This window comes from Roseicyclus sediminis, assembly GCF_025515305.1.
Taxonomy (GTDB): domain Bacteria; phylum Pseudomonadota; class Alphaproteobacteria; order Rhodobacterales; family Rhodobacteraceae; genus Roseibacterium; species Roseibacterium sediminis.
This window is the reverse complement of sequence record NZ_JAOPHT010000022.1, coordinates 35,332-51,975: the sequence shown is the minus strand read 5'-3', so window position 1 is coordinate 51,975 and position 16,644 is coordinate 35,332. Positions and strand designations below refer to the sequence as shown.

The 16,644-nt window shown below is 68.3% G+C and carries 19 protein-coding genes; 9 read left to right on the top strand and 10 right to left on the bottom strand.

Annotated features, from left to right (window positions below; all coding sequences use genetic code 11):
* Together N8I71_RS19080 and N8I71_RS19075 are read right to left on the bottom strand one after the other, a co-directional pair.
* Positions 1–471 (bottom strand): tetratricopeptide repeat protein (locus N8I71_RS19080; RefSeq protein ID WP_262879625.1); only part of this gene is annotated, 471 nt, incomplete at its 3' end.
* Between the two features lie 4 nt (positions 472–475).
* Entirely contained in the window at positions 476–976 is a 501-nt protein-coding gene (locus tag N8I71_RS19075; RefSeq protein WP_262879624.1) for an Lrp/AsnC family transcriptional regulator, read from the bottom strand.
* 235 nt (positions 977–1,211) lie between these two features.
* Here N8I71_RS19075 and N8I71_RS19070 point away from each other — a divergent pair, with 235 nt between their 5' ends.
* The 3 genes from N8I71_RS19070 to N8I71_RS19060 all read left to right on the top strand — a co-directional run bounded on the left by N8I71_RS19070 (position 1,212) and on the right by N8I71_RS19060 (position 4,827).
* A complete protein-coding gene (locus tag N8I71_RS19070; RefSeq protein WP_262879623.1) occupies positions 1,212–1,490 on the top strand; it encodes a hypothetical protein in 279 nt (92 codons plus the stop codon).
* Positions 1,491–1,559: 69 nt separating this feature from the next.
* Entirely contained in the window at positions 1,560–2,555 is a 996-nt protein-coding gene (gene trxB, locus N8I71_RS19065) for a thioredoxin-disulfide reductase (RefSeq protein WP_262879622.1), read from the top strand.
* Between the two features lie 205 nt (positions 2,556–2,760).
* Positions 2,761–4,827 (top strand): bifunctional sulfate adenylyltransferase/adenylylsulfate kinase, encoded by a 2,067-nt coding sequence (locus N8I71_RS19060; RefSeq protein WP_262879621.1) that lies wholly within the window; start codon positions 2,761–2,763, stop codon positions 4,825–4,827.
* A gap of 160 nt (positions 4,828–4,987) precedes the next feature.
* Here the strand turns inward: N8I71_RS19060 and N8I71_RS19055 are convergent, their stop codons facing one another.
* Positions 4,988–6,442: an MORN repeat-containing protein gene (locus N8I71_RS19055; protein ID WP_262879627.1), complete on the bottom strand. Its 1,455-nt coding sequence runs from the start codon at positions 6,440–6,442 to the stop codon at positions 4,988–4,990.
* Positions 6,443–6,683: 241 nt separating this feature from the next.
* Between N8I71_RS19055 and N8I71_RS19050 the strand changes: the two genes are divergently transcribed.
* A complete protein-coding gene (locus N8I71_RS19050) occupies positions 6,684–8,348 on the top strand; it encodes an NAD+ synthase (RefSeq protein WP_262879620.1) in 1,665 nt (554 codons plus the stop codon).
* A 12-nt stretch (positions 8,349–8,360) separates the two neighbouring features.
* Positions 8,361–9,053, top strand: coding sequence for a hypothetical protein (locus N8I71_RS19045; RefSeq protein ID WP_262879619.1), 693 nt, complete (start codon positions 8,361–8,363; stop codon positions 9,051–9,053).
* Here the strand turns inward: N8I71_RS19045 and N8I71_RS19040 are convergent.
* Positions 9,007–9,234, bottom strand: a complete 228-nt coding sequence (locus N8I71_RS19040) for a DUF1150 domain-containing protein (RefSeq protein WP_262879618.1) — start codon at positions 9,232–9,234, stop codon at positions 9,007–9,009. The genes N8I71_RS19045 and N8I71_RS19040 overlap by 47 nt on opposite strands.
* The gene (locus tag N8I71_RS19035) at positions 9,231–9,653 is read right to left on the bottom strand and encodes an Hsp20 family protein (RefSeq protein WP_262879617.1); all 423 of its coding nucleotides are present in this window, start codon (positions 9,651–9,653) and stop codon (positions 9,231–9,233) included. Before N8I71_RS19035 ends, N8I71_RS19040 begins: the two co-directional genes overlap by 4 nt.
* Before the next feature lie 200 nt (positions 9,654–9,853).
* Between N8I71_RS19035 and N8I71_RS19030 the strand changes: the two genes are divergently transcribed.
* A complete protein-coding gene (locus N8I71_RS19030; RefSeq protein ID WP_262879616.1) occupies positions 9,854–10,072 on the top strand; it encodes a YdcH family protein in 219 nt (72 codons plus the stop codon).
* Here the strand turns inward: N8I71_RS19030 and N8I71_RS19025 are convergent.
* Positions 10,062–10,532 carry a GNAT family N-acetyltransferase gene (locus N8I71_RS19025; protein ID WP_262879615.1) on the bottom strand — a complete coding sequence of 157 codons (471 nt, stop codon included), beginning with the start codon at positions 10,530–10,532 and terminating at the stop codon, positions 10,062–10,064. The two genes, N8I71_RS19030 and N8I71_RS19025, sit on opposite strands and share 11 nt — an antisense overlap.
* 77 nt (positions 10,533–10,609) lie before the next feature.
* On the opposite strand from N8I71_RS19025, the gene purE reads away from it, so the two are divergent.
* Entirely contained in the window at positions 10,610–11,098 is a 489-nt protein-coding gene (gene purE, locus N8I71_RS19020) for a 5-(carboxyamino)imidazole ribonucleotide mutase (RefSeq protein WP_262879614.1), read from the top strand.
* Positions 11,091–12,164: a 5-(carboxyamino)imidazole ribonucleotide synthase gene (locus N8I71_RS19015; RefSeq protein ID WP_262879613.1), complete on the top strand. Its 1,074-nt coding sequence runs from the start codon at positions 11,091–11,093 to the stop codon at positions 12,162–12,164. The genes purE and N8I71_RS19015 overlap by 8 nt, the downstream gene beginning before the upstream one ends.
* A 6-nt stretch (positions 12,165–12,170) precedes the next feature.
* Here the strand turns inward: N8I71_RS19015 and N8I71_RS19010 are convergent, their stop codons facing one another.
* Complete coding sequence (locus N8I71_RS19010; RefSeq protein ID WP_262879612.1) at positions 12,171–12,890, bottom strand: lipase family protein; 720 nt, start codon at positions 12,888–12,890, stop codon at positions 12,171–12,173.
* Positions 12,891–12,980: 90 nt separating this feature from the next.
* On the opposite strand from N8I71_RS19010, the gene N8I71_RS19005 reads away from it, so the two are divergent.
* Positions 12,981–13,457 carry an NUDIX domain-containing protein gene (locus N8I71_RS19005; protein WP_262879611.1) on the top strand — a complete coding sequence of 159 codons (477 nt, stop codon included), beginning with the start codon at positions 12,981–12,983 and terminating at the stop codon, positions 13,455–13,457.
* Here N8I71_RS19005 and N8I71_RS19000 read toward each other — a convergent pair.
* The 3 genes from N8I71_RS19000 to N8I71_RS18990 are packed head-to-tail and all read right to left on the bottom strand — an operon-like array spanning position 13,427 to position 16,621.
* Positions 13,427–14,290 (bottom strand): DMT family transporter, encoded by an 864-nt coding sequence (locus N8I71_RS19000; protein WP_262879610.1) that lies wholly within the window; start codon positions 14,288–14,290, stop codon positions 13,427–13,429. The genes N8I71_RS19005 and N8I71_RS19000 overlap by 31 nt on opposite strands.
* On the bottom strand, positions 14,287–15,429 hold the full coding sequence (locus N8I71_RS18995) for an alpha-D-ribose 1-methylphosphonate 5-triphosphate diphosphatase (protein ID WP_262879609.1): 1,143 nt from the start codon (positions 15,427–15,429) through the stop codon (positions 14,287–14,289). Before N8I71_RS18995 ends, N8I71_RS19000 begins: the two co-directional genes overlap by 4 nt.
* Before the next feature lie 52 nt (positions 15,430–15,481).
* Positions 15,482–16,621: a hypothetical protein gene (locus N8I71_RS18990; RefSeq protein ID WP_262879608.1), complete on the bottom strand. Its 1,140-nt coding sequence runs from the start codon at positions 16,619–16,621 to the stop codon at positions 15,482–15,484.
* Between the last annotated feature and the right edge of the window lie 23 nt (positions 16,622–16,644).

The window sequence follows — 16,644 nt, the reverse complement described above, 5'->3', positions numbered from 1 at the left end:
GTTGCCGCGCGCGGCCTGCACGGCGCCGAGCGCATGGGCGGGCGCGGCCGCGGCCGGCGCGGCCCTGACCAGCGCCATCGCCTGCTTCAGCGCGGTCTCGGTCTCGCCCTTCGCGACCAGCCGGAAGATCGGCGCAGCCTCGGAGGCCAGCCCCAGAGGAATGCGCGCGCGCGCCGCCTCCCGCTCGAGTTTCGTGCGCGCGGCCCCGGACAGCGCGCCATGAAGCGCCTGCCAGATCGCCGCCTCCTTCGGCCGCGCGGCCAGAGCCCGTCGCAACAGGATCTCGGCTTCTCCGTGCTCGCCGGCCTCGACCAGCAGCCGTCCGGCCTGGAAAAGCGCCTCGACCTGGCCCGGAACCGCCGAGAGGATCCGGCGGTGAAGCGCCAATGCCTGCGCCGCCTCGCCCCGCTTCTGCAGGGCGAGCGCCTCTTGGTAGAGCTTCGGGATATCCGCGGGGGCGGGCGGCAGCATGGGTTCAGGCCGAGCGGCTCAGCCTCTCCTCCATGACATCGAAGGGCACGCCGGGGGCATCCTTGGCGCCCCGGATCACCAGCGAGGTGCGCACGCTCGCCACGTTGGGCGCGGCTGTCAGCTGGCCGGTCAGGAAGCTCTGGAAGGTCGAGAGATCGGGGGCCACGCATTTGAGGATGAAGTCGATCTCGCCGTTGAGCATGTGGCATTCGCGCACGAGCGGCCAACTCCGGCACAGTTCCTCGAAGGCGACGAGGTCGGCCTCGGCCTGGCTCGACAGGCCCACCATGGCGAAGACCTGCACCTCGAAGCCCAGCAACCGCGGGTCCACATCCGCATGGTAGCCGCGGATATATCCGGCCTCCTCCAGCGTGCGGACGCGGCGGAGACAGGGCGGGGCCGAGATTCCGACACGCCGGGCAAGCTCGACATTGGTCATGCGCCCGTCCTCCTGCAACTCGGCGAGGATCTTGCGGTCGATGGGATCGAGCTTGGTGCTGGGCATGTGATCCGGCCCCCTCTGCCGGAGGAATCGTCTTGTCGCGGCTGCGCGAATGGTCGTTTGTGTGCGCCAGCGAGAGGCGTCGCGCAACTTTATTTCACGTCCGCGCAACATTTGAAAGAGGGTCGCAACACTTCGCGGCAACTTGGCCGCCACTTTGCCCGATCATTGGACAAGTCATGTCGGGGAGGTCAACATGTTCAAGGAAGCGCGCGAAAACAAGCAAAGGAGATGTGCCATGTTTCGCGCATCGGCGGCCCTGGCCGCTATCCTCGTGTTGAGCGCCTGCGAAGGAGATTCGCTCAACGCGCCGCAATCTACCTTCTACGACCGCGACGTCATCAGCATCGATGGCCAGCCCTACCAGGTCACGACCCGTCCCGGATCGGACGGCGGCGGGCGCGCCCAATACTTCGTGTTCGTGGATGGACGCTACTATGAGTGCGAGGCCCCGACGGCAGAGGCCTGCACGCCCGTGGTGCGCCGGGCGCTGGCTGGCGGCAACGACGACTACTGACCGGCCCCTTTCGTCGGGCGGCGTCGCGGATTATACGGGACGGGCGTGCAAACTGCCCGAGGCTTCACCATGTCCGACATCCGCCATACCCGCGTTCTTATCATCGGCTCCGGCCCGGCCGGCTATACCGCCGGGGTCTATGCGTCCCGCGCCATGCTGGAACCGGTGCTGGTCCAGGGGATTCAGCCCGGCGGGCAGCTGACCATCACCACCGACGTGGAGAACTGGCCGGGCGATGCCAGCGTCATGGGCCCCGACCTCATGGTGCGCATGGAGGCGCACGCGCGCGAGATGGGCACCGAGATCATTTCCGACCACATCAGCACGCTCGACCTGTCGAAACGCCCCTTCACGGCGAAAGGCGACAGCGGCACGACCTACACCGCCGACGCCGTGATCCTCGCAACGGGCGCGCAGGCGAAATGGCTGGGCCTGCCCTCGGAAGAACACTTCAAGGGCTTCGGCGTTTCGGCTTGCGCCACCTGTGACGGGTTCTTCTACCGGGGCAAGGAGATCGTCGTGGTGGGCGGCGGCAACACGGCAGTGGAGGAGGCGCTGTTCCTGACCAACTTCGCCTCCAAGGTCACGGTGGTGCATCGCCGCGACAGTTTCCGCGCCGAGAAGATCATGCAGGACCGCCTGTTCAAGAACCCCAAGATCGAGGTGATCTGGGACCACACCATCGCCGAGGTCGTCGGCGGGGAGACGCCGCGCGGCGTCGAGGGCGTGGTGATCGAGCATGTCGAGACGGGCGAGCGCAGGACGGTCCCCTGTTCCGGTTTCTTCGTGGCGATCGGACACGCCCCCGCGACCGAGCTCGTGAAGGACCAGCTGGAGTTGCACAACGGCGGCTACGTGAAGGTCGAAGCCGGAAGCACGCGCACCTCGATCCCCGGCGTCTTCGCCGCGGGCGACGTGACGGACCACATCTATCGGCAGGCGGTCACGAGCGCCGGAATGGGCTGCATGGCCGCGCTGGACGCCGAGAAGTGGCTGGCCGAGCAGGAAGGCGAGGAACCCGCTGCGGCCGGCGTCCACGCCGCGCCGGTCGACGCAGCGGAATAACCCCAGACCAAAGGGAGGTCCTTCGAAGGATCTCCTCGAGGCCCTTGCAAGGGCCTGACCGGTCTTTTGCAAAAGACCGGCGCTTCGACTGCGGCATGTGCGCCACGGTGCGCGCGGGGTTCCCTCTTTCGAGGGGAAGCCCCTTCTCAAGCGTGGCGACGCGAGATATGTTCATCGGTGAACATATCCTTAGCCCCGCCGACCCATGCCCGCGCCCGCAGACCAGATGCCACCCGACGAGGACTTCCTCTTCCGTCTTCTGCGGCAGCTCGACACCGCACCCGATGCGCCGCAGCGCGCAACGGCGGAAGCGCTCGGCGTCAGCCTCGGGCGGCTCAACGCACAGTTGCGCGCCGTGACCGAGGCGGGGCTCGTGCGCATCACCGACCGGACGACCTCGGACCGGCGGCAGCGCGTCGGCTATGCCCTCACCCCGCGCGGGGCCGCCACGAAGGCCCGCCTCGCCGACCGTTTCCTCGCCCGCAAGTTCGCGGAATACAACGCGCTGCACGCCGAACTGACCGGCGCGGCCAGCCCCCTTGCCCCTCCGAAATCAAGGACCCTCTCCATGCAAAGCCACCTCGCCCCGGTCCCGGAGCTCTATGTCTCCTACGACAGCGCCCAGAAACTGAAGGCGGAAGCCGCCGAGCTTCCCTCCTGGGACCTCACGCAGCGTCAGACCTGCGACCTGGAACTGCTGATGAACGGCGGCTTCGCGCCCCTGAAGGGCTTTCTCGGTCAGAACGACTACGAAAGCGTCGTGGAGACGATGCGGCTGGCCGACGGCACGCTCTGGCCGATGCCGATCACGCTGGACGTGTCGCAGGCCTTCGCCGACAGCATCGAGCCCGGCCAGGACATCGCGCTGCGCGATGCAGAGGGCGTGATCCTCGCGATCCTGTCGATCTCGGACAAGTACGTGCCGAACAAGGCGCGCGAGGCCGAGATGGTCTTCGGCGCCGACGACCTCGCCCACCCGGCGGTGAACTACCTGCACCACGTCGCGGGCCCGGTCTATCTCGGCGGCGCGATCACCGGCATCCAGCCGCCGGTGCACTACGATTTCCGCGCCCGCCGCGACACGCCGAACGAATTGCGCGCGCTGTTCCGCAAGCTCGGCTGGCGCCGGGTCGTTGCCTTCCAGACGCGCAACCCGCTGCACCGCGCGCACCAGGAGCTGACCTTCCGCGCCGCGCGCGAAGCGCAGGCGAACCTGCTGCTCCATCCCGTCGTCGGCATGACGAAACCCGGCGATGTGGACCATTTCACACGCGTGCGCTGCTACGAGGCGGTGCTCGACAAGTACCCCTCCGCCACGACGAGCATGAGCCTCCTGAACCTCGCCATGCGCATGGCCGGCCCGCGCGAGGCCGTATGGCACGGCTTGATCCGCAAGAACCACGGCTGCACGCATTTCATCGTCGGCCGCGACCACGCGGGTCCCGGCAAGAACAGCGCGGGCCAGGATTTCTACGGCCCCTACGACGCGCAGGAACTCTTCAAGACCCACGAGGCCGAGATCGGCCTCGAGATGGTCGACTTCAAGCACATGGTCTACGTGCAGGAGAAGGCGCAGTACTACCCCGCCAACGAGGTGCCCGAGGGCGACACGGTTCTCGACATCTCGGGAACGGAGCTCCGCCGCCGCCTGCGGGAGGGTCTGGAGATCCCCGAATGGTTCTCCTTCCCCGAGGTGGTGGCCGAGTTGCGCCGCACGTCGCCGCCCCGCTCCAAGCAGGGTTTCACGGTGTTCTTCACCGGGCTCTCCGGGTCGGGCAAGTCCACCATCGCCAACGCCATCATGGTCAAGCTGATGGAGATGGGCGGCCGGCCGGTGACGCTGCTGGACGGCGACGTCGTGCGCAAACACCTGTCGAGCGAGCTCGGCTTCTCGAAGGAGCACCGCGACATCAACATCCGCCGGATCGGCTATGTCGCCTCGGAGATCACAAAGAACGGCGGCATCGCGATCTGCGCGCCCATCGCGCCCTACACCGCGACGCGGCGGGCGGTGCGCGAGATGGTGGAGACCTACGGCGCCTTCGTGGAGGTGCACGTGGCCACCTCGCTCGAAGAATGTGAACGGCGCGACCGCAAGGGGCTCTACAAGCTGGCGCGCGAGGGCAAGATCAAGGAGTTCACCGGCATCTCCGACCCCTACGAGGCGCCGACCAGCGCAGAGCTCGTGGTCGACACCGAGGGGATGGAGGTCGACTACTGCGCGCAGCAGGTGCTTCTGAAGCTGGAAGGCATGGGGCTGGTTGCGGGCTGAACGGCCGCCCGGCCACCGGTGACCGGGAAGGGGGCGGGCATCGCAAGCTGCCCGCCCGGAACGGCGGCGGATATCCAGGTGAACCCTGCGCGGCGGTCCCTATCGCCAAGATCAGCGGCTGCGCGGCCCCCTCGGTGCGACGTGGCCGCGGCTTCGGCCCTCAGCCATCGCTTGGCGCCGCGTCATCGGCGGCACCTCCGGGACCGACCTCGCCCGTATTGGGCTCGGCGGCGGGGGCCGGCGCGTCGCCTTCGACCGGCAGACCCGCCTCCCATTCGGTCTCGAGGACCTCGCCCGTGGCGTAGCGCATCGTACCCGTGCCCTGGCGGCGGCCATTGACGAACATGCCTTCATAGACGTCGCCGTTGGAATAGGTCGCAGTGCCCATCCCGTTGATTTCGCCATCATCCCAGGCGCCGGTATAGGTGAAGCCGTCGGGCATGGTCAGCGTCCCCTGACCCTCGCGCTGGCCCGCGACGAACTGGCCCTCGTAGACCGTGCCGTCGGCATAGGTGGCGATCCCCTGCCCGTGGCGCAGACCATCCTCCCACTGGCCCTCGTAGCGGTAGCCGTCGGGATGGCTCATCACGCCCTGGCCGTGCTGGCGGGCATTGAGGAACTGGCCCTGATAGACAAGCCCGTTGGCATAGCGTGCGACGCCGGTGCCCTGGATCACGCCATCGGTCCAGTCGCCCTCGTAGGAGGCGCCGTCGGGATAGGTGATCGTGCCCTGCCCATGGGCGAGGTCGTTGCGGAACGCGCCGACATAGACGGACCCGTCTGGATAGGTCACCTGTCCCTGCCCCTCTATCCGGCCTTCGCGCCACTGGCCGACATAGATGTACCCGTCGGTACCGGTGAAGGTGCCATCGCCATGGCGGCGGTCATTCTCGAACGTGCCCTCGTAGACGTCGCCGTTGGAATAAACCACGCGGCCCTGCCCCTGGCGTTGTCCGTCGACCAGCGTGCCGGTGTAGACGTCGCCATTGGGTTGGGTGAGCGTGCCCTGGCCGTTGATCTGCCCGTCCGCCCACTCGCCCTCGTAGATCACACCGTCCGCCATCTGGAGCCGGCCGGTTCCCTCGCGCTGGCCGCCCACGAACTGACCGGAATAGACCGCGCCGTCGGGATAGGTGATCGTGCCCGTCCCCTGCTTCAGCCCGTTCTCCCACTGGCCCTCGTAGCGGTAACCGTTGGGCCCGGTCATGACGCCCTGCCCGTGATGGAGCGCGTTCACGAACCCGCCGGTGTAGCTCACGCCGTTGGCGTAGACCGCCGTTCCCTGCCCCTCGATCCGGCCCTCGGTCCATTGGCCTTCGTAGGTTGAGCCGTCGGCGAAGGTGATCGAACCCGTTCCCTCGGGCCGGCCCGCGGCGAAACTGCCTTCGTAGACCGATCCGTCGGGAAAGCGTGCCACGCCCTGGCCGCGGATCTCGCCGTCGACCCATTCGCCGGTGTATTCGTAACCGTTCGGCAGCCGGTAGGTTCCCGTGCCGTGCTGCACCCCGTTGCGGAACTCGCCCTCGTAGATGCCACCGTTGTCGTATTGCGCGATGTCCACACGGGTCGCTCCACCCGTGTCCTGCGCAAACACCGACCCGGTCGCGATCAGCATCAAGCCGCCTGCGCCTGCGACGCCCCACTTCGTCTTTCGCACGGGTCTCGCCCCTCCCTGTCTCGGAGCCGCTCTCGTTGAAGGCATGGCCGCTCGGCCCACCCAAAGCTAGGGGAGGCACAAGGTCTCTGCAACGCCTTTCGGGCGCGAGGCCCTGCAACGGCTTGGCCCCACGGAGAGGTCTGCTATGTGAGGGGCGGACCGGTGCCGCGCGCCGACTTGCCGAAGGGGTCCGTGAGAGATGACCGAGCGTTTCCGACTGTGCCTTGCGCAAATGAACTCCACGGTGGGCGATCTTGCGGGAAATGCCGAGATGGTCCGCACGGCCTGGGCCGAGGCGAAAGCCGCGGGCGCGGACATGATCGCGTTTCCCGAGATGTTCCTGACCGGCTATCAATTGCAGGACCTCGTGAAGAAGCCCGCCTTCGCGATGGACGTGCATCGCGTGATGGGGGAACTGGCCGCTGCCTGCGTTGACGGGCCGGCCATCGGCATCGGCGGGCCGCTTCCGGGCGGCGCGAAACCGTTCAACGCCTATTACATCCTGCAGGACGGAGAGATCTCGGCGACCGTGCTGAAGCATCACCTGCCGAACTACAACGTCTTCGACGAGAAGCGGTACTACCACGCGGGCGATCCGGCCGGACCGGTGCGCGTGGGCCCGGTACGCATTGGCGTGCCGATCTGCGAGGATGCCTGGTTCGAGGACGTGACCGAGACGCTGGCCGAAACCGGGGCCGAGATACTGCTGGTTCCCAACGGCTCCCCGTACCACCGGGGCAAGATGGACATCCGCCAGGCGCAGATGGTCTCCCGCGTGGTCGAGACCGGGCTGCCGCTTGTCTACCTCAACCTCCTGGGCGGACAGGACGACCAGGTTTTCGATGGCGCGAGTTTCGTCCTGAACCCGCACGGGGCGCTGACCCACCAGTTCCCGGCCTTCGAGCCGGGACTGTTCTTCGTCGAATTCGAGAATGGCGACGAGGGCTGGCATGCGATTCCGGGCGACAAGGCCCGCCTGCCCGACCCCTGGGAAGCCGACTATCGGACCATGGTCCTGTCGCTGGGCGACTACATGCGCAAGGCGGGCTTCCACAAGGCGGTGCTCGGCCTTTCGGGGGGCGTCGACAGCGCATTGGTGGCGGCAATCGCCTGCGACACGCTTGGGCCGGAGAACGTGCGCTGCGTGATGCTGCCCTCGCGCTTCACGTCCGAAACCTCGCTCGAGGACGCGCGCGACGTGGCGGCGCGGCTCGGCTGCCGCCTCGACACGGTGTCGATCGGCACGTCGCACGAGGCGGTCCTGGGCGCGCTGGGGGACCTGTTCGAAGGGACCGAGCCTGGCGTGACGGAGGAGAACATCCAGTCGCGCCTGCGCGGCGTGATGCTGATGGCGCTGTCGAACAAGTTCGGGGAAATGCTTCTGACCACGGGCAACAAGTCCGAGGTCGCCGTGGGCTATGCCACGATCTATGGCGACATGGCGGGGGGCTACAATCCGCTGAAGGATCTCTACAAGACCCGCGTCTTCGAAACCTGCCGCTGGCGGAACGCGAACCACCGCGACTGGATGAAGGGGCCTGCGGGCGAGGTCATCCCGCCCCGCGTGATCGACAAGCCGCCGACGGCCGAACTGCGCGAGAACCAGAAGGACGAGGACAGTCTGCCGCCCTATGCCGACCTCGACGTGATGCTGGAAATGCTGATCGACAAGGAGGCGTCGGTGGCCGACGTCGTGGCGCTCGGCTACGATCGCGAGACGGTGAAGAAGATCGAGCGGCTGATCTACCTCAGCGAATACAAGCGTTTCCAGTCGGCCCCCGGCACCCGACTGACCGAGCGCGCCTTCTGGCTCGACCGCCGCTATCCCATCGTGAACCGCTGGCGGGACGACACGGGGAACTGAGCATGTATCGGTATGGCGCAAGGCATGACCGGGGCATCCGGTAGCGCGCGCGGCGAGGTCCGCTTCGCGCCGGTCGGACGCTTCAGCTATTGGCCAGCCTCGGCCCTGTGCGCCGGCCTCGGCATCGGGATCGCATGGTTTGTGGGGTTGCCCGAGGTCCTCAGCCGGATCGGAGAGCCGGGATGGCTGACCGAGCTCTTGATACTCCTCCTCGTGACGGCACTGGTCCCGTTCCTCTGCGCCTTGCTGGCCCTCTTCCTGCCCTTTCAGCGGCTTGAGGTGATCGTGCGAGGCGACGGCCTCATCGCGACCCCGGCGTCCGGGCGCGGCGAAATCCGACTTCGGTGGGAGGACGTCGAGCGGATCGTGGGCCGTTCAAGACGCGGCGCGATTTCCCTCGATTTCCGCTTGCGGCCCGGACATGGGCGGCGCCGCTGGGATCTGGTCTCGGACCGCTACATCGGCGATCCCAGGGATGTGCTGGAAGCGATCCGCGACCTCGCGCCCGATGGGGGATACACGCTCGAAGGGCATCGCCTCGATGTCAGATTCTGGGGCGGCGAGGAATGGCGGTTGGTGCCTTTGGACCGCCCGACGATTCCCGCGCATAGACAAGGGGCGCCCGCAGGCGCCCCCCATTCCCGGCCTGCCGGCGGCGTCAGTGGACGCTCACCGGCTCCATGTCGTTCTGACGCGCCACGATGAAGGCGAGGCTGCGGTCGCCCACAAGCGCAAGCTGTTCGCCGGTCTCCGAGCCGATGGCATAGACCGTCTCGAGGTCGCCCGCCTGTTCGCGCACCTCCTCGGGAAGGTCGGCCACGGCGACTTCGCGGATGTAGACGATAGGACGCCCCGTCACGTCGGCCGCAGGATTCTTCTGGTTCATTTGCCGCCTCCTTTCGTGATGCGGATGGTCTGGACGACGCTGTCGGGCACGGCCCGCTTGAGGTCGATATGGAGAAGTCCGTGTTCCATGGACGCGCCCGCGACCTCGACACCCTCTGCAAGGACGAAGCTGCGCTGGAACTGCCGCGAGGCGATCCCACGATGCAGGAACACGCGTTCGGAGCTATCGTCCGATTGCTTGCCGCGCACGACGAGCTGACGATCCTCGACGGTGATGGACATGTCGTCCTCGGCGAACCCCGCGACGGCGAGCGTGATGCGGTAGGCGTTTTCGCCCCGCTGCTCGATGTTGTAGGGAGGGTAGCCGTCATTGCCGGCTTTCGCGGTGCGCTCCACCAGGCGCTCCAGCTGGTCGAACCCGAGCAGGAACGGGTGCGAACCGAGGGTCAGTTTCGTCATCGGGCACATCCTCTGAACAAGCGATCTGCGCTGGGGCCCGTCCCGGTTGCGGCGGCGAACCCCTCTGGCCCCAGATATGGGCGCTTGCCGATCAGCCTGCAAGATACCCCCGCGAAGGCTTGGAGGGGGCCGGGTTTGAGTGTATTCTCGGCTTCTCCGCGAAACGGAAATCCGCGATGCGCGATCTGGGGACAGAGTTCATGAACGCTCCGAGCGAGATGAGCCACGAGGACGTGCTCCGCGTGAAGCTTGAGGTGCTGAAGCGCGAGCACCGCGACCTCGACGCCGCCATCGAGGCGTTGCACGACGCGGTGAACCCCGACCAGCTGACATTGAAGCGGCTGAAGAAGCAGAAGCTGATGCTGAAGGACAGGATCGCCCGGATCGAGGACGAACTGACACCCGACATCATCGCCTGACGGCGCCGAGGTCGAAGACCTTGCAGACAGCCGAGCCGCGTTTTCTCCATGTCAGAAAGCCGAGCGCCTCGTAGTAGGCGAGGCCCTCCGCGTTCCCCGACCCGATGGTTGCGTCGATCCGGTCGAGACCGGCGGCCACCGCCACGGCCTGCGTCGCCGCGAAGAGCGCGCGTCCGACACCCTGCCCCGCCGCTTCTGGCGCGACATAGGTGCCGATGATCCCCCAACCCTCTGGCAGATCGTAGGGGTTCCCCTCCGCGGCGCGCTTTAGCGACTGGAAGCCCGACACGCGCCCCCCGACCTCAGCGAGGTGGCAGGCGAGGCTGTCGGGATGCGCGATGTAGTGGGCGCGCACGTGATCGGCGCCGCGCGGCCGGGCGCTTCCCCAGCGCTCGAGGATCGGCTCGAGGATCGCGTTCATCGCGGCAGCGTCCGCCGCCCGTGCCTGCCGTATCTTCATGTCCCCGCCTGCCGTTGCGCATGCTCCGACTGCCGCTATAGTGCGGCGCTCCGGGGGCAGTTCCAAGGGACGAAGGCATGGGCGAACCACTGGTCGGCATCATCATGGGCAGCCAGTCCGACTGGCCCACCATGCGCGAGGCCGCGGCCATCCTCGACGAGTTGGGATTGCCTTACGAGGCACGCATCGTGTCGGCCCACCGCACGCCGGACCGTCTGTGGGAGTATGGACGAACCGCCGCGGAACGGGGGCTCAAGGTCATCGTTGCGGGCGCTGGCGGCGCAGCGCACCTGCCGGGCATGATGGCGTCGAAGACGCGCGTGCCGGTGATCGGCGTGCCGGTGCAGACCAAGGCGCTCTCGGGCGTCGACTCGCTCTATTCCATCGTCCAGATGCCGCGCGGCTATCCGGTTGCCACCATGGCCATCGGCCCGGCCGGTGCGGCGAACGCCGGACTGATGGCGGCCGGGATCCTCAGCCTCTCGGACGAGGACCTCGCCCGGCGCCTTGATGCATGGCGCGCGGCGCTTTCGGCGTCGATCCCCGAGGCCCCGATCGATGACTGAACCGCTCGCTCAAGGTGCGGTGATCGGCATTCTCGGCGGCGGACAGCTCGGCCGGATGCTGGCCATGGCGGCCGCGCGACTTGGCTACCGGACCCACATATTCGAGCCGGGCGCGGCCCCGGCGGCGGATGTGGCGGCGGTCTGGACCAAGGCGGCCTACGACGACGCCTCGGCGCTTCGGTCCTTCGCCGAAGCCTGCGATATCGTCACCTACGAGTTCGAGAACATTCCCGCCACCGCGCTCGATATCCTCGGCGAGACGACACCGTTCCACCCGAACCGGCGCGCGCTCGAGATCAGCCAGGACAGGCTGGCCGAGAAGGAGTTCCTGTCTTCGCTCGGCCTTGCCGTCGCCCCTTTCGCGCAGATCGACGGCCCCGGGGACCTCTCGGCCGCGCTGGAGAAGACCGGCATTCCCGCGATCCTGAAGACCCGCCGCTTCGGCTATGACGGCAAGGGGCAGGCCCGCGTGCTCGACCACGCGGGCGCGCAGGCCGCGCTCGGCAGCCTCGAAGGCGCGCCGGCCATCGCCGAGGGCTTCGTGACCTTTTCCCGGGAAATCAGTGTCATCGCCGCGCGCGGGGCCGACGGCTCCATCGCCGCCTACGATCCGGGTGAGAACGTCCACGTCGATGGCATTCTCGCCACGACGACCGTTCCCGCCGCGATCCCCGCCGCGCTGCGCACCGACGCGGTCCTGCTGGCCTCGCGCATCCTGAACGCGCTGGACTACGTGGGCGTTCTCGGCGTGGAGCTGTTCGTGACACCGGGCGGCCTCGTGGTGAACGAGATCGCGCCGAGGGTCCACAACTCGGGCCACTGGACGCAGGCCGGCTGCGCCGTCGACCAGTTCGAGCAGCACATCCGCGCCATCGCGGGCTGGCCGCTCGGGGACGGAACGCGCCACGCAAACGTCGTGATGGAGAACCTGATCGGGGCGGATGTGGACCGCGCGCCCGCACTCGCCGCCGAGCGCGGGGTGCAGGTCCATCTCTACGGCAAGACCGAGACGCGGCCCGGCCGCAAGATGGGTCACGTGAACCGCGTCACCGGCCCGGCCGGCTGACCGCGATCACTCGAAGAAGGTCTCCACCGCCTCGAACATCTCCATGTCGTGGTCGAAGGCGCCGGTTTCGAGAAACCGGATCACCTCCGCGATCACGAGCGGTGAGTTCATCATGAAGGTATGGGTCACCGGCAGGATGATGAAGTCATCCATTCCGACGACCATGGTCCGGCCCACCGAGACCTTGCCATCGTCGGGCCCCGGGATCATCGCCGAGTAGATCGGGTTCAACGTCCTGTTGCCTGCAATGATCCCGAGTTCGAAATCGACCGGCGGAAGACGGTTGGGAAGATCGTCCGGCCCGGTGCCGAGTTCAGACCCCGCCGGTCCATTGACCCACTCGAAGGGATCGAGCGGGCCGAACACGTCGACAAGCTCGCTTCCGCCGTTGGGCGGGGCGAGCATGACGACACGCCCGAGGTTCACGGGCGGATGCCGCGAGAGCCAGAAGCGCACCAGGATCCCACCCATGGAGTGGGTCACGAAGTGCACCCGTTCGGTCCCGCATTGCGCGACCGCGGGAAAGATGACGTCGGGCGCAAGTTCGGCCACCGAAGCGCGGCGCGAGTCGTAACCCTGGTTGATGACGCGGTAGCCTTCGGCCTCCAGCGCCTCTTCCATCACGATCAACGAGACCTCTGTCCGCGCCAGCCCGTGCACAAGGATCACGCAGTCCTCCGCCCTCGCGGGCAATGCCGCGGCGGTGGTCAGGAAAAGGGCGATCATCAGCCTGCGCATGGCCTTCAAGATAAGCCATTTGGCGGCACGCTGCGAGGGGCGCTTGCCCCTGCCCCGGCGTCACGCCAATGTCGCAGCATGACGGAGCAGCCGAAACAGGCCCGGACACGGGCGCGCACGATCCCCCGCGTCGCGGTGCGCGGCCTGCTCCTGATCGACGACCGGCTCCTGCTGGTGAACGCCTATGCCGGGAACCGCAGCGATCTTCTCTGCGCGCCGGGCGGCGGGGTGGAGCCGCATTCGAGCCTTGAGGACAACCTCGTGCGGGAATTCCACGAGGAGACCGGGTTGAACGTGGCGGTGGGCGAGCCCTGTCTCGTCAACGAGTTCCACGCGCCCGAACGCGGGTTTCACCAGGTCGACATCTATTTCCGCGTGCGGCTCCTGTCGGGCGATCCGATGGCGCCGTGGAAGGACCCCGAAGGCATCGTCTCGCGCCGCATCCTCGCCAGCCGCGCGGATATGGCGGGCCTGCGCTACAAACCCGACAGTCTGCCAGAGGCGGCCTGGGGCACGAGGATGATCTACGATCCGCTGGAACCGCTGGTCCGCTGAAAGGCGCCGAGCCCGTAGGCGATGCCCCCGAGCGTCAGGAGGCCCGCGCCGAGCATGCGCAGGGTAAGCGCCTCGCCCAGCAGCAGGACGCCGCCGATCATGGCTATGACCGGCACCGAAAGCTGCACGAGCCCCGACACCGAGGCGGCGAGCCGCGGCAGGACACCATACCAGAGCGCGTAGCCGAGGCCCGAGGTCGCGGCCCCGGACAGGACCGCGAGCGCGACGCCGAGGCCGGAGGCCGGCGTGCCGACCCCCGGCAAGGCCAGAAGCGCGACACCGCAGAGCGGCGCGGCGAGGATGAAGTTGGCCGCCGTCTCGGCCAACGGATCGGTCGCGCGGCGCCCGACCAACGAGTAGATCCCCCATCCAAGCGCCGCGGCCAGCATCGCGCCCGACGCGGCCAGCGGCAGCGCAACCTCGCCCGCGGGCCAGACGAGCCAGCCGAGACCGGCCATCGCCAGGCCTGCGCCGATCCAGCGGCGGACAGGCGGCGCCTCGCCCGACAGGACCGCGCCTGCGAACATCGCCACCTGCACGCCCCCGAACAGGATCAGCGCGCCGATACCCGCGTCGATGGCGAGATAGGCGAGCGAGAAACCGACGAGGTAGAGCGCAAGGCCGAGCGCGCCGGGGATGCGGCGCGCAGACAGGAACGGAAGCGCCCGCCCACGCACGAAAACGAGTGCCGCAAGGGTCACGGCCCCGGCCACCGCCCGGATGAGTGCGAAATCCGTCGCGCCGATGTGACCCGGCCCCACGGCCATCCGGTTCAGGATCGAGTTCGCCGCGAAGGCGACCATGACCAGCGCGGTGAGAAGGGCGAGTCTCATGCCGCGAGGAACCTCGCCGCGAGGGGCCCGGCCAGGTGGCTGACCGCGCCATCGGCGATCGTGCCGGCGATGCGGCGGCTTTCCTCCTCGACGATCACGAGGTCGGCGCGCAGTCCCGGCGCGATCCGCCCCCGGTCGGTCAGGCCGAGGAGACGCGCGGGCCCCTCGGACACCAGCGCCCAGGCGGAGGCGACGTCCATTCCCCCCGCCTCGAGCCGGAAGGCGGCGCGCGCGGGGGCGGGGTAATGGTAGTCGGAGGCAAGCGCATCGACGAGACCGGCGGCCACCAGGTCGCCTGCCGCCACCTTGCCCGCGTGCGATGCACCGCGCACGAGGTTCGGTGCGCCCATGATGACACCCTCGCCCGCAGCACGTGCCGCCTCTGCCGCCGCCAGCGTTTCGGGGAATTCCGACAGCGTCGCGCCCAGCGCCCGGCCGCGGGCCCGATCCTCCGGCGTGTGGTCGTCGTGGCTGCCGATCAGGACGCCGCGCGCCTTCAGCACCGTGCAGAGACGGGCCAATGCCGCCGGCACCGCGTCCCAAGCGTCATGCATTTCCTGCAGAAGCGCCCAGTGCACCTCGGGCGAGCGGCGCGCCTTGAGCGCCTGCCCCGTCAGGCTGGGTGGCCGCTTGCCGGCGGCGAGTTCGGCATGGGGCAGGTGGTCGTTCAGAACGACATATGGAATGGCGAAACGCTCCACCAACGCCTCGACCCTGTCGAAATCGCCGGTCATGCCGATCTCGAGGCGCAGCTGCAACAGCGTGTCGGCGCGCATCGTCGTGGCCGCCAGCGCCTCGGCAAGGGCCTCGGCGAAATCGGGGCCTCGCATGCCCCCTTCCCAGGAGTAGAACTGCGCGATGACGGCGGTGGTGATGCCGTTGGCGGCCAACTCAGAATCGAGGCTGGCAAGGCCGGCGGCTAGGCTTTCGAGCGCGCCGCGACGGGGCGCGAGGTGCCGTTCGAACCCGTCGCCGTGGATATCGACGATCCCCGGCAGAACAAGGTGGCCGGACAGGTCGACCACCGGCCCCGCAGGCTCGGCCCCGATCCGCCCCCCGACGATGGAGAGCGGCCTCTCGGCCAACCCCGAGGGGGTCAGCACGCGGGCGCCACGGAACGTGAGATCGGGAAGCGTCATGCCCCCTCATGACCCGAAGCGGCGCGGAGGAAAAGCCCCCCGCGCCTGTCCTTCAGACCGCGTCGGGGTTGGCCCTGTGCTCACGCAGGACCGTGACGATGGCCCCTGCCCCCGTCAGCGCCAGCGCAAGCACCACGAGCCAGCCGAGCAACGGAATGAGCGCGACGATCCCCGCGACGAAGGCCCCGAGGGTCGCGAGACCCGCCTTGCGCAGCACATCGCCCGGCATCTCGTTGCCGAGCCTCAGCCAGATCGCCACGCCGAGGATGTAGGCCCCCATGACATAGCCCGCGTAGCCGACGAGCCCCGCAAGGACGAACGCCGCCGGCAGGAGAGGAATGCCGATCACCGTCAGCGCAAGCACGAGGCCCGCCCCCGCGATGGTGGAAACGAGGAGGAACCCCGAGACGAGGCTGCTGCCCGGGTGGGAGAGGGCCTTTTCCCGCCATGCCGCGACCTGGGCCGGCGCGATGGCGATGGCGGCGGCGGCAAGGGCGGCGACCGTCAGGACGCTGACGATGAACCCGGTGACAGCCGCGCGCCAGGCATTGCGGCGCATGTCGGCGAAACCGCCGGGCATGTCGTCCTCCTCGATGTCGCGCACCTCGACCCTGTCGGCGGGGGCAACCCGCGCGGGGATTTCGGGGGCCTCGCCCGCCTCGGCATAGACGATCACGCGGCCCGCGACCGTCGCCGCGTCGCCGAACTCGACCGTTTCGACCGCGATCATCAGGTCGCCGGCCACGGGCGCGTCGAGCACGAGGTCGCGCACGGCGATCAGGGCCGAGCCGCCCAGGCTGCCCGTTATCTCCGCCTCGCGGGCAAACAGGCGCAGGTTCCCGCCGATCGCCGCATCGATCTCGACCTCCGCCCCGGCGAGCGTGGCGGCGTTTGCCACATCCGCGTCGAGGCCGATTTCGTAGCCGAAGGCGTAGAGCGTGCCTGTGGCCGCGTCGATCGACAGTCTGCGCCCGGCGATGTGCGCTGTGCCGGCCACGGCGCCATCCACAGAAAGGTCCTCGGAGGCGGCGAAAAGGTCGCCCGGTGTTTCGGTGGCGACGGCGATATCGCCGCCGGCAGTGTAGGTATCACCCCCGAAATCGAGACGCGCCGTCTCGTCCTCCTCGGCCGATACGGGCGCGGCGGCAATGGCAATCAGGGCCGCGGCCGCGACGTACAGCAGTCGTTTCATGGGTCTTCCCCCTGTGTTCGCAA

Coding starts and splice junctions, on each gene's coding strand:
- purE (WP_262879614.1), top strand. CDS start 10,610: ATGGGCGAACCACTGGTCGGCATCATCATGGGCAGCCAGTCCGACTGG.
- N8I71_RS19005 (WP_262879611.1), top strand. CDS start 12,981: ATGACGGAGCAGCCGAAACAGGCCCGGACACGGGCGCGCACGATCCCC.
- N8I71_RS19015 (WP_262879613.1), top strand. CDS start 11,091: ATGACTGAACCGCTCGCTCAAGGTGCGGTGATCGGCATTCTCGGCGGC.
- trxB (WP_262879622.1), top strand. CDS start 1,560: ATGTCCGACATCCGCCATACCCGCGTTCTTATCATCGGCTCCGGCCCG.
- N8I71_RS19070 (WP_262879623.1), top strand. CDS start 1,212: ATGTTTCGCGCATCGGCGGCCCTGGCCGCTATCCTCGTGTTGAGCGCC.
- N8I71_RS18990 (WP_262879608.1), bottom strand. CDS start 16,621: ATGAAACGACTGCTGTACGTCGCGGCCGCGGCCCTGATTGCCATTGCC.
- N8I71_RS19035 (WP_262879617.1), bottom strand. CDS start 9,653: ATGACGAAACTGACCCTCGGTTCGCACCCGTTCCTGCTCGGGTTCGAC.
- N8I71_RS19010 (WP_262879612.1), bottom strand. CDS start 12,890: ATGATCGCCCTTTTCCTGACCACCGCCGCGGCATTGCCCGCGAGGGCG.
- N8I71_RS19000 (WP_262879610.1), bottom strand. CDS start 14,290: ATGAGACTCGCCCTTCTCACCGCGCTGGTCATGGTCGCCTTCGCGGCG.
- N8I71_RS19030 (WP_262879616.1), top strand. CDS start 9,854: ATGAACGCTCCGAGCGAGATGAGCCACGAGGACGTGCTCCGCGTGAAG.
- N8I71_RS19025 (WP_262879615.1), bottom strand. CDS start 10,532: ATGAAGATACGGCAGGCACGGGCGGCGGACGCTGCCGCGATGAACGCG.
- N8I71_RS19045 (WP_262879619.1), top strand. CDS start 8,361: ATGGCGCAAGGCATGACCGGGGCATCCGGTAGCGCGCGCGGCGAGGTC.
- N8I71_RS19055 (WP_262879627.1), bottom strand. CDS start 6,442: ATGCTGATCGCGACCGGGTCGGTGTTTGCGCAGGACACGGGTGGAGCG.
- N8I71_RS19050 (WP_262879620.1), top strand. CDS start 6,684: ATGACCGAGCGTTTCCGACTGTGCCTTGCGCAAATGAACTCCACGGTG.
- N8I71_RS18995 (WP_262879609.1), bottom strand. CDS start 15,429: ATGACGCTTCCCGATCTCACGTTCCGTGGCGCCCGCGTGCTGACCCCC.
- N8I71_RS19075 (WP_262879624.1), bottom strand. CDS start 976: ATGCCCAGCACCAAGCTCGATCCCATCGACCGCAAGATCCTCGCCGAG.
- N8I71_RS19060 (WP_262879621.1), top strand. CDS start 2,761: ATGCCCGCGCCCGCAGACCAGATGCCACCCGACGAGGACTTCCTCTTC.
- N8I71_RS19040 (WP_262879618.1), bottom strand. CDS start 9,234: ATGAACCAGAAGAATCCTGCGGCCGACGTGACGGGGCGTCCTATCGTC.